This window comes from Mucilaginibacter sp. P4_C11 (assembly GCF_056402115.1).
This window is the reverse complement of sequence record NZ_JBFUIA010000011.1, coordinates 74,663-89,782: the sequence shown is the minus strand read 5'-3', so window position 1 is coordinate 89,782 and position 15,120 is coordinate 74,663. Positions and strand designations below refer to the sequence as shown.

At 42.9% G+C, this 15,120-nt stretch carries 17 protein-coding genes and 1 pseudogene; 12 read left to right on the top strand and 6 right to left on the bottom strand.

All coding sequences use genetic code 11. The features are described 5' to 3' along the window. Positions 1–107 precede the first annotated feature (107 nt). From AC1DU2_RS12210 to AC1DU2_RS12155, 12 genes are all read left to right on the top strand, one after another. Positions 108–311 (top strand): fructose-6-phosphate aldolase, encoded by a 204-nt coding sequence (locus tag AC1DU2_RS12210; protein ID WP_090647478.1) that lies wholly within the window; start codon positions 108–110, stop codon positions 309–311. Positions 312–317: 6 nt separating this feature from the next. After that, on the top strand, positions 318–998 hold the full coding sequence (locus AC1DU2_RS12205; protein WP_477384693.1) for a cell division ATP-binding protein FtsE: 681 nt from the start codon (positions 318–320) through the stop codon (positions 996–998). A gap of 279 nt (positions 999–1,277) precedes the next feature. Beyond that, the gene (locus AC1DU2_RS12200) at positions 1,278–1,889 is read left to right on the top strand and encodes a nucleotide exchange factor GrpE (protein ID WP_477384691.1); all 612 of its coding nucleotides are present in this window, start codon (positions 1,278–1,280) and stop codon (positions 1,887–1,889) included. Between the two features lie 129 nt (positions 1,890–2,018). Beyond that, complete coding sequence (gene dnaJ / locus AC1DU2_RS12195; protein WP_274212985.1) at positions 2,019–3,188, top strand: molecular chaperone DnaJ; 1,170 nt, start codon at positions 2,019–2,021, stop codon at positions 3,186–3,188. 156 nt (positions 3,189–3,344) lie between these two features. Further along, complete coding sequence (locus AC1DU2_RS12190) at positions 3,345–4,493, top strand: DmpA family aminopeptidase (protein WP_477384689.1); 1,149 nt, start codon at positions 3,345–3,347, stop codon at positions 4,491–4,493. Positions 4,494–4,541: 48 nt separating this feature from the next. Beyond that, positions 4,542–5,189 (top strand): hypothetical protein, encoded by a 648-nt coding sequence (locus AC1DU2_RS12185; RefSeq protein ID WP_477384687.1) that lies wholly within the window; start codon positions 4,542–4,544, stop codon positions 5,187–5,189. Then, positions 5,186–5,758: a hypothetical protein gene (locus tag AC1DU2_RS12180; RefSeq protein WP_477384685.1), complete on the top strand. Its 573-nt coding sequence runs from the start codon at positions 5,186–5,188 to the stop codon at positions 5,756–5,758. Before AC1DU2_RS12185 ends, AC1DU2_RS12180 begins: the two co-directional genes overlap by 4 nt. Beyond that, entirely contained in the window at positions 5,755–6,351 is a 597-nt protein-coding gene (locus AC1DU2_RS12175; protein WP_477384683.1) for a hypothetical protein, read from the top strand. Before AC1DU2_RS12180 ends, AC1DU2_RS12175 begins: the two co-directional genes overlap by 4 nt. Then, the gene (locus AC1DU2_RS12170) at positions 6,351–7,556 is read left to right on the top strand and encodes an exo-alpha-sialidase (protein WP_477384681.1); all 1,206 of its coding nucleotides are present in this window, start codon (positions 6,351–6,353) and stop codon (positions 7,554–7,556) included. The genes AC1DU2_RS12175 and AC1DU2_RS12170 overlap by 1 nt, the downstream gene beginning before the upstream one ends. A gap of 251 nt (positions 7,557–7,807) precedes the next feature. Continuing rightward, positions 7,808–8,728: an ABC transporter ATP-binding protein gene (locus AC1DU2_RS12165; RefSeq protein WP_477384679.1), complete on the top strand. Its 921-nt coding sequence runs from the start codon at positions 7,808–7,810 to the stop codon at positions 8,726–8,728. Next, positions 8,721–9,959, top strand: coding sequence for an ABC transporter permease (locus AC1DU2_RS12160; protein ID WP_477384677.1), 1,239 nt, complete (start codon positions 8,721–8,723; stop codon positions 9,957–9,959). Before AC1DU2_RS12165 ends, AC1DU2_RS12160 begins: the two co-directional genes overlap by 8 nt. Before the next feature lie 139 nt (positions 9,960–10,098). Beyond that, the gene (locus AC1DU2_RS12155; RefSeq protein ID WP_477384675.1) at positions 10,099–11,028 is read left to right on the top strand and encodes a Ppx/GppA phosphatase family protein; all 930 of its coding nucleotides are present in this window, start codon (positions 10,099–10,101) and stop codon (positions 11,026–11,028) included. Between the two features lie 55 nt (positions 11,029–11,083). On the opposite strand, the pseudogene AC1DU2_RS12150 reads toward AC1DU2_RS12155, so the two are convergent. The 6 genes and pseudogenes from AC1DU2_RS12150 to AC1DU2_RS12125 all read right to left on the bottom strand — a co-directional run bounded on the left by AC1DU2_RS12150 (position 11,084) and on the right by AC1DU2_RS12125 (position 15,099). Then, positions 11,084–11,955, bottom strand: a pseudogene (locus AC1DU2_RS12150) (Rpn family recombination-promoting nuclease/putative transposase). A 16-nt stretch (positions 11,956–11,971) separates the two neighbouring features. Continuing rightward, a complete protein-coding gene (locus tag AC1DU2_RS12145; RefSeq protein ID WP_477384673.1) occupies positions 11,972–12,241 on the bottom strand; it encodes a hypothetical protein in 270 nt (89 codons plus the stop codon). A 12-nt stretch (positions 12,242–12,253) separates the two neighbouring features. Continuing rightward, positions 12,254–12,568, bottom strand: a complete 315-nt coding sequence (locus AC1DU2_RS12140) for a hypothetical protein (protein ID WP_477384671.1) — start codon at positions 12,566–12,568, stop codon at positions 12,254–12,256. A gap of 83 nt (positions 12,569–12,651) precedes the next feature. Next, positions 12,652–12,963 (bottom strand): hypothetical protein, encoded by a 312-nt coding sequence (locus AC1DU2_RS12135; protein ID WP_477362955.1) that lies wholly within the window; start codon positions 12,961–12,963, stop codon positions 12,652–12,654. Then, positions 12,960–14,357: a radical SAM protein gene (locus AC1DU2_RS12130; protein WP_477362958.1), complete on the bottom strand. Its 1,398-nt coding sequence runs from the start codon at positions 14,355–14,357 to the stop codon at positions 12,960–12,962. The genes AC1DU2_RS12135 and AC1DU2_RS12130 overlap by 4 nt, the downstream gene beginning before the upstream one ends. Beyond that, the gene (locus AC1DU2_RS12125; protein WP_477384669.1) at positions 14,350–15,099 is read right to left on the bottom strand and encodes a prolipoprotein diacylglyceryl transferase; all 750 of its coding nucleotides are present in this window, start codon (positions 15,097–15,099) and stop codon (positions 14,350–14,352) included. Before AC1DU2_RS12125 ends, AC1DU2_RS12130 begins: the two co-directional genes overlap by 8 nt. Positions 15,100–15,120 lie beyond the last annotated feature (21 nt).

The window sequence follows — 15,120 nt, the reverse complement described above, 5'->3', positions numbered from 1 at the left end:
TAACAATACCTTTGGTTTTTGAGGCGAAAGCCGAAAGGTAAAAGGCAAAAGGTTGTACCGGGTGCTTTTACCTTTCTCCTTTTACCTTTAACCTTTCACCTTAAAAAATGTATATTATAAAAGTTAAAGGCGTTGCCAAAATACCCGATTACGTACAGCTGCGGGATGATAAATTTACGTTGCTGGCTTATTTCAGGGTAGATAGGCCCGATAAATCGTTGGATAAGGTGGGGCTGGCGGATAAGTCGGAATATATTATGAATATTATTAAGGATTTACCTTTCGGGCAGATCCTGAAATTAGAGCTATAAAAAAAGATGATTGGGAACTCTATTATAAAGCTAAATGGTGTTGATATTTTTCAGCAAACACACCTGGTACTGTCAAACGTAAACCTGCATGTTGATAAGGGTGATTTTGTATGGCTGATAGGCTCTACGGGATCGGGCAAAAGCAGCCTGCTTAAGGTTATTTATGGCGACCTGGGTATAAAAGCCGGTACAGGCCATGCCTGCGGGTACGAGTTAAGCAAGTTATCTGGCCGTGATGTGCCTTATTTACGCCGTAAGCTGGGAATAGTTTTCCAGGATTTTCAATTACTGACAGATCGCTCGATAGAGCAAAACCTGCTTTTTGTAATGCGCGCCACGGGCTGGAAAGACAAAAAGCTGATAGCCGAACGTACCCTTGACGTACTGGAAAAAGTTGGCCTCCGTTCTAAACTTAAAAAAATGCCGCATGAGCTATCCGGCGGCGAGCAGCAACGCGTGGTAATTGCCCGCGCCCTGCTTAACAACCCTGAAATTATATTGGCCGACGAACCAACCGGTAACCTTGACCCGGAAACATCTGAAGAGATTGTACTGTTGCTAAAACAGATCAGCCAGTCGGGCACCGCAGTGTTAATTGCCACCCACGATTACCATATCATCCGTACTTTCCCATCCCGCATTATTAAGTGCGAGAATGGTAAGGTTTTGGAGKATGCGGTGATATGATCAGAATTTGCAGAATTTAAGAATTAACAGAATGTCAGTTGGCCACGTTGTTAATTCTTAAATTTCATTTTAATCCAATCACCCAAAATTCTGTACATTCTCAAATCCTGTAAATTCTAATTTCGGATAAATTCTGCCCATTCTAAAATTCTGTAAATTCTGATTCAGACACTGTCAGACCTGCACATACCGTGTCATACCTGCCTGAATTGGTTTTACTCCACTGACACCTTGTCGGCTTTACGGCTATGGCAGGATACTTGATTGGCACTATCAGCTATGAAATTTAACGACATGTTGAAGAAAAAGAAGAAAGAAAATATGGATACCCCCGAAAATATAAATGAGCCTACGCAGGAAAATTTAACACAAGAGCAACAACTGAAAGACCAGCAGGCCGAAACTGTTGAGGCTGTTGAAACTGAAGAAACAGCCGGCCCTACTGCCGAAGAGAAGTTAAAAGCCGAACTGGCGCAGGCAAATGATAAATATTTACGTTTGTATGCCGAATTTGACAACTTCCGCAGGCGTACCCAAAAGGAACGCGCTGAAGCCCGTGAAACGGAAGGCAAAGATTTGATTATTGCCCTGTTACCTGTTTTGGACGATTTTGAGCGTGCGCAACGTGCCATTGAGAAAGCAGTTGAAGTAGCCCCTGTTAAAGAAGGCGTTACGCTAATACAGAACAAATTAAAAAACATCCTTGCACAAAAAGGATTAGCAGAAATGGCATCAATAGGATCGCCTTTTGACGCCGATATTCACGAAGCTATTACAAATATACCCGCCCCTACCGATGACCTTAAAGGCAAGGTTATTGACGAAATGGAAAAAGGCTATACCCTAAAAGACAGGGTGATCCGTTTTGCCAAAGTAATTGTAGGAGCGTAAATGCATTTCGGATTTGGGATGTTGGATTTCGGATTTATTTATTCGTGTCGAACACTCCACTGAAATCAAATCATAATTAAAAAACATTAAATCCGAAATCGAAAATTCGAAATCCGAAATAAAAAAATCATGGCTAAAAGAGATTATTACGATATACTGGGTGTTTCAAAAGGATCAGATGCTGATGAGATAAAGAAGGCATATCGTAAAATGGCTATTAAATATCACCCCGATAAAAACCAGGGTGACAAAGAGGCGGAAGAAAAATTCAAGGAAGCTGCTGAAGCTTATGAAGTTTTAAGCAGCCCCGAAAAACGCCAGCGTTATGACCAGTTTGGTCATGCGGCCAACGCTTCATCGCCCAATGGCGGCGGTTATGGCGGCGGAGGCATGGATATGAACGACATATTTAGCCAGTTTGGTGATATTTTTGGCGGCGGCAGTCCGTTTGAAGGTTTCTTTGGCGGCGGTGGTCGTCAGGGTGGCGGTGCCGGCGGCAGGCGTGTGGCCCGTGGTAGCAACCTGCGTATTAAAGTACGTTTAACGCTTGAAGAAATTGCCAATGGCGCCGAAAAGAAAATAAAAGTTAACAAACAAATAGTCTGCAAAACCTGCGATGGCAGTGGCGCAAAAGATAAAGCATCGTTCCAAACCTGTAAAACATGTGGTGGCTCGGGCGCGGTGCGCAGGGTAACCAATACCATTTTGGGCCAGATGCAAACAACCAGCACCTGCCCTACCTGTAACGGCGAAGGGTCAACCATACTGTCAAAATGTAATGTTTGTCATGGTGATGGCGTAGTGCGTGGCGAGGAATTGATCACCATCAATGTACCTGCCGGTGTAAGCGAAGGCATGCAGCTAAGCATGAGTGGCAAAGGTAACGCAGCCCCACGCGGCGGTGTACCCGGCGATTTGATTATTTTGATCGAGGAGATTCCGCATGAAACTTTAAAACGCGATGGTAACAACGTGATTTACGATTTGCATGTAAACTTTGTTGACGCAACATTGGGCACCACTGTTGAAGTACCTACCATTGACGGTAAAGCTAAGATAAAAATTGACCCGGGAACCCAGGGCGGCAAAATACTACGCCTGAAAGGCAAAGGCGTACCCGAAGTAAACTCCTACCACCGTGGCGACCAACTGGTGCACATCAACATCTGGACACCCAAAATTGTAAGCCGTGAAGAGCGCGAGATATTGGAAAAATTACAATCATCTCCTAACTTTAAACCCAATCCGGGCAAAAATGAGAAAAGCTTTTTTGAGCGGATGAAGGAATATTTTGAGTAGTTTTTTGAGGTGAAAGGATAAAGGCGAAAAGTAAAAGGTTTTTGCTGATAAGAAGCCCGGAGTTTATGACTTTGGGCTTTTTTCTTGCAGGTGATTTCCGCTATCGTTTTTTGATGAGTATATTAGAATTTTGGTTCCTGCTAAACATTCATCAAAATGAAAGCCCTTGCGTTAACAGTATTTTTTATATCGACTATCAGCACCGCCACAGCCCAGCAACGCGCGCGTGACCTGGGTATCAAATTCAACGGCACTACCGGCAAGTACAATGCTATTACCGATGTTAAAGGTGTTTTGGTGGGCTACAAGACATTAATAAGCGGCGACGGGCCATTGGTTACAGGCAAAGGCCCGGTGCGTACAGGGGTTACGGTTGTTATGCCAAACGGAAAATCTATCGATCCGCTGCCGGCCGGATGGTTTAGCCTTAACGGCGACGGTGAAATGACCGGCACAACGGTAATTGATGAATATGGGCTTAACTACGGCCCCATCGGCATTACCAATACCAACAGCGTTGGTGTCGTAAGGGACGCCATAGGCGAGTGGAATGTAAAAAACTTCAGCAAAGGCTCGTTGGTTGATTTCTCCTTTGGTTTGCCCGTAGCCGCCGAAACTTTCGATGGCGTATTAAACGACATCAACGGCTTTCACGTAAAAAAAGAAGATGTATTTGAAGCCCTGAATACTGCCCATGGCGGTAAAGTGGAGGAAGGCAACGTTGGCGGCGGCACGGGTATGTCGTTATTCCAGTTTAAAGGCGGCAGCGGTACATCGTCCAGGGTGATTAGTATAGATACAGCTACTTATACGGTTGGGGCCTTTGTACAGGGCAATTTTGGCAGGCGGACAGACCTGATCATATCCGGCGTACCTGTTGGTAGGGAATGGAAAGGCGACTTGCCTGTTATTAATTCCAAGCCCAAGGATGGGTCGATAATTATCATCATAGGTACCGATGCCCCTTTATTACCAGCCCAGTTAAAGCTTATAGCCAAACGCGCATCATTAGGTGTTGCCCGTTGCGGCGGCGTGGGGCGCAACAGCTCGGGCGATATTTTCCTGGCGTTTAGTACCGTACCGCCAAAGGATAATGCCAAAGGCACCCTACAAACCTGGACTGTATTACCCAAAGAGCAAATGGACAAAGTTTACCAGGCAACCGTCGAAAGTGTGGAAGAAGCTATTATAAATGCCATGATAGCCGCGAAAGACATGAAAGGAGTAAACGGTAATACGGTTTTCGCTATACCGCATGACAAGCTGATGCAGATGATAAATAGTTACAGCCATAAAATGCAGTAACAGGTTTATTATAAAGTTTATTTGCTAATTTAAGGCAACCTTACAACAATGAAACCAACAATTGGCAAAAGCATTTTTTATATAGCAATAGCACTTGCCTATTTAGCCTGGCTACCGATCGTCAACCTGGTGAAGATCATGAAATGGTCTATCAATTTCTATCTCGATGGTACGCTTTCAATCTTATTTTCTGTAGTACATTGCCTGGTATTTTTTTACCTGCTATGCATTTTAAGATCACAGCAGGAAAAGCGTTCGATAGTCATTTCCTTTGCGATTTTTGTTTGTTTTAGTGCAATTACTATCCCGTTTTCTTTTACAGGCTTCGGTAACCAGGGTATTACTATAGCAATCGGTACTTTAGCTTTAATAATACTACTTAATATGCTTATCCAATCTTTCAGGGTAACTGACGAAACCGCAGGAACTGGCTTTAAACTATTGGGGATCACACTTGCCTTTAAAGTTATAGCACAAATGGGGCTGCCTTTTATCTGGGGCTACTTAGCCGATGCCTTTTCCTTCAAGTTCGCCTACCTCGGTTACATTCCACCGGTTTTGGAAGCAGTGGTACTATTAAGCATCATTTATATTTTTTACCAATTGCTTAACGAACAAAAGGAGCAACACTACAGGCAGATACATGCCGGCTTGAGTGAAACTTACACATCCGAACAATTAAATGCAGAAAAATGATGGTAACAGTAAAAAACACTTACTATATGATGGCTGTAAACCTGCTTTACACCATTTCGGTTATTTCATCTATTGCATTAAGATTTAACGATATACCGATAGGCAAACTACACCTTGTTTCTAATGAAATAGTATACATAATCCCGTTAATCTACCTGGTTTTAGTTTTAAAATACTTAAAGGAAGATACCTCCATCATCACAACGTGCAAAATCTTTATCGGTGTTGATGTTTTTATTTCGTTGTATTTTGTGGTTGTTAAAATCACCGCAAAAAATATATCCTTGTATTATCTTCTTTTTTTATTATCCATTATTGTTGTGATTATTTTTATTATCCAATCTGCCAGGATACAAAACAAGTGGCTTGCGTACCCCATGATCGCTTATGGCCTTGCGTTTCTTTTTATCACTTTGTTACAATTGGTGGCAAGCATTATCTATTCGTCGATGATGTTCAAATATGTTAGCCTTACCGAGGTATTTATTCCGGGCATAACATTCTATATCCTGTTTAAGGTAGCAAAGTACCTGGCTATCGACAACGGCGTAAACGAGCGAGTTATATGAAAGTGAGCGTTAAAACAACCAGGTATATCATCGCCATTAATGCCGTTTACTTTATTGCAATCATTGGGGCACTTTTATTTGCACTAAACCAACAGCGGCCACCATTTTACTTCACGCTTATTAGAGAGTTGCTTTTTGATACGCAGCTTATATACCTGGTTTATGTGTTAAAACATTTTCATGAAAAAAAAGCGTACATCGCAACGTTGATAGTTTTCATCGTATTTAACTTTATAATAACCCTTTTGTCAGACATTGCCACCCCAAACACCAATGGGGCCATGTTATTATTTTCCCTATCCATTTTTATGATGATCATGAGCATCTTCTTAATTATTCAATTTTTCGGATTGCGCAACGACGAGCTTAGATTGCCTTTCGGTTTGTTCCCACTTGCTTATTTAACTTACCTTTTGTTTTATATTTCGGCCGGGGTTATGATGGCGCTTATTGGTCGGATATTTATACAAATAGGCATGTTTAGCCTGTTGTTTATACCCGCTTCGTTGTGTTATACATTGATAGGGGTAACTAAATATTTAAAAGCCCAGGACGAACTTAACCGCTCAATCTCTGAATTTCGAACACTATAATGAATACTATTCTCAAACATTCACCAGGTTATTACCCATCCGGCAGCATGGCAAATAAATGTATCGTTGCCGCTATTATTCTGTTTATCCAATTTGCGTTAGACAATACTTACGCCCAGGCCCAAACCATCCGCAACACCTACAAAACCGAAGCCGGAGTTCCTAAATTAAACATCCAGCGGTCGATGATCTACTCGCCCGATAAGGAATGGCTGTATAACCACCACCCTTCTTTCACCCATTTTAAAGATAAATTCATAGCGATATGGAGTAACGGCCTCATCGACGAGGATTCGCCCGGCCAGCGGGTGGTTTATGCTACATCGAAGGATTTTGTACATTGGTCGGCTCCCATCCCCCTGGCATCACCCGGAAAATTCAATGATACACTAACCGTGTTAACCGCCGCCGGGTTATACCAATACAAAGGCACGCTGGTTGCCTATTATGGCGAGTACACCAAACACCGTCAAAATACCCGCCTATGGGGCAAAACCAGTAGGGATGGCATCCACTGGAGCAACCCTATTGACATGCATGTGCCGCTGATCCCTAACCACGGCCCAGAGGCTACCAAAAGTGGCCGGCTCATCATCAGCGGTAATTTTTTGTTTCCATACACGGACGATCGTCGCGGTATCTCCGGCTGGAAACTCAGCAGCTTTTACCCCGATTCATTATACACCCAGGATAACTCCGCTGCCTTTTATGCACCTGCTGCCAGGCTTGGTTTACCACCGCTTTGCGAAGGTTCATTTTTTCAGACGGATGATAATGTTTTGCACATGCTGCTGCGCGTTACCGGCAAAGGCTGGAAAGGTAAATTATGGCTTACCGAAAGTAAGGATAACGGCACTTCATGGTCGCACCCGGTTGAAGCGCGTTTTTCTGATAACGACAGCAAATTCCACTTCGGCCGCCTGGCCGATAAGCGTTTTTATTACGTGGGCATTCCCGATACCCTGCACCACTACGACCGGAACCCGCTGGTATTGTCGTTGTCAAAAGATGGCCAATCGTTCAATAAAAACTACATCATAGCAAACGAACTTTATCACCTTAAAAAACAAGGACTTTGGAAAGGTGGTCAATACGGATATCCGCATACCATCGTCTACAATGGCTATATGTATGCGATCATATCAAGGCAGAAAGAGGCTATCGAGGTGCTCAGGTTCAATTTAAAGCAGTTGGACGAGCACTAATTTCTGCACACTAATTTCACGGATTTAAGCCAATTCCCACGGATGCATGGCGTATACAATTTTTACAAATTGAAGTTTGAATTAGACCTGAATAAAGAATTATATTGAATTTCTTTAATCTTGATTCGTGCAATTCGATAAAATTCGTGACAATTTGTGTGTATAAATTCGTGGCAATTCTTGTGGCTTGTAACATTTTAAAATTGCCCGTATCTAAACCATAAATTAACAAAATAAACCTTAATCAAAATATGTTAAGCATCCGCAATATTGTTAAGCAATACGCCGGTCACCGGGCGTTAGATGATGTAAGCCTGGAGGTAGAGAGCGGCCAGGTTTTTGGTCTGCTGGGACCAAACGGCGCAGGCAAAACCTCCCTGATCCGCATCATTAACCAGATCACGGCACCAGACTCCGGTGAGGTTTTCTTTAATGGCGAAAAGCTCAATCAATCGCATATCGACCGCATTGGCTACCTGCCAGAAGAACGTGGCTTGTACAAAAAAATGGAGATTGGCGAGCAAATGATTTACCTGGCCCGCTTAAAAGGCCTTAGCCGCGCCGAAGCCCAAAAACGTTTAAAGTTTTGGTTTGATAAACTGGGGATGGAAACCTGGTGGAAGAAAAAGATTGAAGAACTATCAAAGGGTATGCAGCAAAAGGCCCAGTTTGTGGCAACGGTACTACACGAGCCTGACCTGATCATCCTTGACGAGCCCTTTAGCGGTTTCGACCCTGTAAATGCCGAGGTGATTAAAGACGAAATACTGGAGCTTAACCGCAATGGCGCGACTATCCTCTTCTCCACCCACCGCATGGAATCGGTAGAGGAGTTGTGCCATTCTATTGCGCTCATCAATAAATCGCATAAAATATTAGACGGGAAGGTTAAAGCTATCCGCAACTCCTACCGTAACGATACTTACTTTGTGGAGTATACAGGTGCGCCTTTAAGTTTAGACGGCCTGCAGCCCTTTGAAGTGATTGGCGACACCCTTATCGACGACGAGCGCAACACCATCAAAATAAAGCTTGCCGAAGGTAAAAACTCCAATGATGTGCTGCAATACCTGATCCCTAAAACACACATCAACATGCTACAGGAAGTGATCCCGAGCATGCACGAAATTTTCATTGAAAAAGTTAACGCAAACTCCCTAAGCCATGAATAAAATACTGCTCATTATACAGCGCGAATACCTTACCCGGGTACGCAAAAAATCGTTCATTGTGATGACACTGCTTGTGCCCGCCCTGTTTGCGTTAATGTACAAGATTATCGCCTATGTAGCCGACGATAAAAACGACGTAAAAGCAACGCACATTGTACACATTGTTGATAGCGCCGATGTGTATAAAGACAAATTAAAAGATAGCCAATACATCAAATTCGACTATTCAAAACACTCTTTAAAAGACCTGAAAGCCGAAGTTAAAGAACAGGAAAACGACCTGGTTTTATATATCCCAACACATTCGCCGGATAAAACGCAGATGTTTGCCAAAAAGAAATCGACCTTGTCCATGAGCGATAATATTGAGCGCCAGTTAAATGATATCAATTCCGGCGCGGCTTTGGTTAAAGCTGGTATTGACACCGCAAAGCTACATGCCACAAAAAGCAATGTGACAGTAAGCGCCAATGAAATAACCGAAACCGGAGACCAGAGTACCAGCATCGGTGCCACCTACGCGCTTAGCTTCGCGGGCGCAATTTTGATATACATGTCGCTGTTTATTTATGGCGCACAGGTAATGCGGGGTGTTATTGAAGAGAAAACAAGTCGCATCATTGAGGTCATCGTATCCTCGGTAAAACCATTTCAACTCATGATGGGTAAAATCATAGGGGTTGGCTTAGTTGGATTAACGCAGTTTATACTATGGATTGGTTTATCGGCCCTGGTAAGCTATCTTGCCGGCAAAAATGCCGCTGTGGCAAGTCCTGTTTATACTTTTATCCATAATCTTGGTGCCAATGCAGGTTATGAGATTGGGTGCTTTGCTTTCTTCTGGATTAGCGGTTTTTTATTGTATAGTGCCTTATTTGCAGCAGTAGGTTCGGCGGTCGACAGCGAGACAGAAACCCAGCAGTTTATGTTCCCGATAACCCTGCCATTGTTATTTACCTATATCCTATCTGTTTCATACCTGTTTCAAAAACCAGATAGCCCACTGGCGGTTTGGCTTTCCATGATCCCGCTGACCGCACCGGTGGCCATGATGGTACGGGTCCCGTTTGGCGTTCCATCCTGGCAGCTTGGCATTTCAATGGTAATGATGATAGCCGGCTTTATTTTCACTACCTGGGTAGCATCACGGATATACCGTGTTGGTATTTTAATGTATGGTAAAAAAGTAAACTTTAAAGAGCTGGGTAAATGGTTCTTTTATAAGGAGTAAATAGTCCATGGTCGATAGACCATAGTCCGTGGCACCACCGTTTGCTTTCAATTAAGTCCATGGTCTATGGGCCATGGATTATAAAACAAATAATCCCTCATCTTGCTAAACAATTTGGGGGATTATTTATTTTAGCCATATGAGTAAACGCGTTGCCGTGATGGATTTAGGTACCAATACCTTCCATTTATTGATTGCCGATGGCGATATTGATAACTACCGGGAGATAGTGCATTACCATGAAGCCGTAAAGCTTGGCGAGGGCGGCATTAACAAAGGCTATATTGCACCCGAGGCTTACCAGCGCGGCATTGATACCATGCAATTGTTTGAGCAGGAAATAAAGGCCAATAACGCTACCGAAGCCCGCGCCATTGCCACATCTGCCCTGCGCAGCGCATCAAACGGAAAAGATTTCATCAGCGAGGTTAAAGCCCAAACCGGCATAGCTATCGAAATTATCAATGGCGAACAGGAAGCGGGTTTTATTTACCAGGGCGTAAAGATCAGCGGATGCTTATCTGCACAAAACTCGCTCATTATGGATATCGGCGGCGGTAGTGTAGAATTTATTTTAGGGAATACAGATGCCATCATTTGGAAGCAAAGCTTTGAAATTGGCGCAGCCCGGCTGATGGATTTGTTTCATCGAACAGATCCTATCCCTCCCGCATCCATAGAAGCCTTAAACCAATACCTTGACCAAAAACTGGCCGATTTGTTCGCAGCCGTAAAAAACATCCAAATTGACACACTCATTGGCTCGTCGGGCGCATTTGAAACTTTTACCGAAGTAATAGAAGTTGAAAAAGGCCATGATTTCGACTTAAAAACCACCAAGAATTACAATTTCGACGAAGATGAGCTATTAATGCTCATTGGTAAATTTGTACTATCCAGCCATAAAGAGCGGGCCGCCAATAAAGGCATTATCCCGGTTAGGGTTGATATGATAGTTGCCGCATCACTCATTACCCGTTTTATTATGCATAAACTGGGCATCAGCAAGGTAAGTATGTGCAGTAATTCGCTGAAGGAAGGTATTTTAGCAGAGATGCTGGGGGAATAAGAATCAAGAGCAAGACGTAGCGCACCCTATCGGGGCTTTGGTTGTGCAATAACGGTTAAAGTTTTTCTATTTCTTCAATGGACAGTTTAGTTGTTTTTGCTATAAAGTCATTTGCTAAACCTTCTTTCTTGAGTTCACGCGCAATATCCAAGGCTTTTTTATGTTCTCCTTCTGCTTTCGCTGTAGAAACAGCATAGTCCAATACATTCTTATTATCCCATTTATATTTTAAGCTGCTATCGTACATCGTTTTTTCCTCCTTTGTAAGGTTAATATATGCTGCAATACTGAACAATTTTTCAAATATGGGTTTACGTAAGTATACCGGTATTTTATCCATTTGGCTCATGTTCTTTAATACATACAACCATTTATCCAAATCCGTATTTAAGTCAATACCCTCTTTCACAAATTTAGCTAATTCTATATAAGTATAACCCAGTTTATCGTAAAATATTTCGCCGGTATCCCTGTTGCAAAGGCAAATATCGTGCAGGTATTTATCTTCGTGGCTATCATCTAACGTAAAATCTTCAAGCAGCGCAATAAAATATACCTCGGCAATGTTGTAAGCCCAGACATTCCGTTTGCCTTTGGGCGCCTGGTCGCTTATCAGTCTGCTAGTGTAAAACAAGGCCCTTTCTTTAAAGTACCCCTGTTTTGCCCGCTGTATCTCAATTAAAAAGTGTTCGCCTTTATCACCGGTGCAAAGCAGATCGAATATAGCGGCACCCTCGCCCTTTAGGTCGCCATGATGTTCATTTTTGTTGTAAACCAGGTTAACAATATGTTTGCGCCCTCTAAATACCTCATTTAAAAAGCGATCAGCAAGTCCTTATTGGGCTCGCTGCCGAAAATCTTTTTGAAAGCGAAATCAACTAAAGGATCAATATAGCTGCCGGGAACCGGCGGTTTGTTATCTGACATAAAAATTTTGTATTGATCAAGTTGCAAAAACGGCAAGGCAAGTTGAAAAACCGATCAGTAAAACTACTAATGCACTTAATAAAAATTCTTTACGATAAACAAAAATGGCTGCTATTAAGCATATTATAATTTGGACGGCTATAAAAAACGCTTCGCCAATAATAATAAGTTCTTCTTTGTTAACGCCGAAATATATCGTGTAAGCCGCAAGCACCGCAAGGTTGATGCCGATGACGATTATTTTTGGCCGCTGTTCTGGCTTCTGCTTTTCGTTTACTGATTCCATTATTGTTACAATTTATTTCATTTCTGCAAAAGTAACACAGGTTGAAAAACCTATTATCAAAACTAACAAGCCGCTTAATAGCCATAGCCAGCTTCGTTTGTCAATGGCTAAACCCAAACAAAGCAGCACATGAAAAAACAAGATAAAAGCATCCAATGCAAACCCTCCGGATAACGACAGACAAACCAAAGAGTACAGCGCAAGTACTAACAAGTTGTAACCAACAATTCTCATCCCATCGCCTGGCTTATTTTGTTTGGGAGCGTACTTCGTCAAAAAGTCATCTGGCTTCGGTGTGGGGTCGTTTGGGTTTTCTTCTTCAGTCATGCTATTATTTCATTTMGTAGTTGTTGTAGATACCACAGTGCATTAATTAACGCAGGTTACTTTACTTTCGTTATAATACCTTTTTATCGCATACCTTCTATTCCCACACAGGTAGAAAACCCGATAATCAAAACAAGGAAACCACTTAGTAACCACATGCCGCTTCTTTTTACTATAGCCATAATAATGCAAACAAAAACCTGTAAACCAATGATAAGCGCTTCTAATGACAGACTTTCTATACTGTTTCCCATTTTGCATAGCACGGTATAAATTATCAGGATCACCAGGTTGATACCTAAAATTCCAATGCCAGGGAAAGGGTTGTCTTTGTTTCCGCCTGCGGTATCGTTTTTCGGCTGTACTTTATCTTCCTGACTGTTACCTTCCATCATACTATTATTTCATTTCGTAACTGTTCTAAATATTCCCGTTTATCATCCCGATAAAAAATATTCATGGTTTCAAAGGGAATGATCTGCATATCCTTGTTTACGATATGCACGCATGATTTTTTGATGGCGCGTACGTCAAAATTATGGGCATCAATGAATTGCATAATAATTACCCTAAACAGGTTATCGTAACTCAGGCTTGGCGCGTCAATTTCGGGCAGGCAGCATAATATCGAATGCAGGTGCTCTTTAGCTTTTTCAACCGAATTACCGGTGCTAAACATATTGAGCAAATGCCCTTTCAGTTGTTCGTCCTGCTCGTATACAATAGTATTTTTGGAATTATCAAGCAAATCATCCGGGTTTATCATCCGGGTGAGCGGGAACACCTGGTCGCCCAGTTTTAAGGCGTAGGCCATTACCAGCGCGTCGGGGTTGCAAGGTACCGGGATCAGGTCGTTTTTATTGAAAATATTGGTTTGCTCCAGTATGGCAGTGCGCACCTCAGTTAGCGTGTAACGATCTGTTTGCTCATTAAAATTYTCCAACCTGCCGGCCTGCTGTGTTGGTTGGAAGGTTACCCCACGGATGCAGGGCTGTTTCAGGGCATATTCAATAATCTGGCCTATCTCGTCGGTATTCAATCCTTTTTGCAGGGTTACAACCAAAGTAGTTGACAGGTTATATTTATTCAGGTGCTCTATAGCCTTTGAGCGTACCTCGCGCAAATCTTCGCCGCGTAATTGTTCCAAAGCTTCTTTTTTAAAGGAATCAAATTGCAGGTAAATCTCAAAATCGGGCATATAGGTGGCCAGGCGCTTTACAAAGTTTTCGTCCTTGGCTATGCGGATGCCGTTGGTATTCAGCATCAGGTGTTTGATGGGCTTTGTTTTGGCTATGTCCAATATCTCAAAAAACTGCGGATGCACGGTTGGCTCTCCGCCGCTTATCTGTACCACATCGGGTTTGCCTTCGTTTTCTACAATCACGTCCAGCATCTGTTCAATCTCCTGCAAAGTACGATGACGGCCATAGCTTGGCGACGACATGGCGTAGCAGGTGGGGCAGCTTAAATTGCACCTATCTGTAACCTCAACTACGGTGAGACAGGAGTGCTGTTCATGATCCTGGCACAGGCCGCAATCATAAGGGCAGCCATAATGCGTTTTGGCGTTGAATTTGAGCGGCATTTCGCTGCGCTTGGCATAATTGCGGCAGTTTTTATAATACTCAATATCGGTGGCTATAAGTACTTTTTCGAAACCATGCTGGCGGCAGTTTTTAAGCATGAACACCTTATCGTCTTCAAACACAATTTTGGCATCAACCCGGCGTAGGCAGGTGGAGCAAATGCTCAGGGTAAAATCATAGTATATATATGGGCGTTCAGGCATCGGTTTTTATCAGTTTAGATGGGTGTATAAATACTTTATAATAATACAAAATACCCGCCAAACAAACTAACTGAATTACCGAAAGCCCAAAACTAAAAAAGTAATCGGGCTTAATAAACTCATCCAAAAACCTGAACAGCAGGTAACTTACCATAAAAACTTTAAATTTTGAGCCATCTGTGAACTGATGCCGCCCTTCAATCAGCTTTAAAATGAGCCAAAGCAAAATCCAAAACACAATCTCGTAAAGGTTTGTGGGATGCCTGCGGATACCGTCGCCAAAGTTAATAGCCCAGGGTAGGTTTGAGGCAATGCCGTAAGTACCATCTTCCAATCCCGCCAGGAAACAACCCGTACGGCCTATGACCATGGCCAGCATCAGCGGGTAAACCATTAAATCGCCGGACGACGCGGTTACACCTATTTTCTTCTTGGTAAGCTCTACCCCTATCAAACCGCCAAGCATTCCGCCTACGATTGTTTTATTGCCCATAAAGTAAATGAGGTTGAACTTTGACAGCAACGCAGGATTCTCCAAAACGCCAACCACATGCGAACCTACAAATGCCCCGAAGGCGGCCCCGATGAAAATAATGAGGCGGTTTTCGGTGCTGATCTGGTCGTGGGTATTCCGGCGCAGCCAGGCGTAGTAACGGTAGCCTAAAAAATAAGCCAGCGTTTCGCACACGAAATGTACAGGAATGGAGGATTTGCCTATGGGGATGTTTACGGGGAAGTGCAAAAGGATGATATTTAGTAAAGC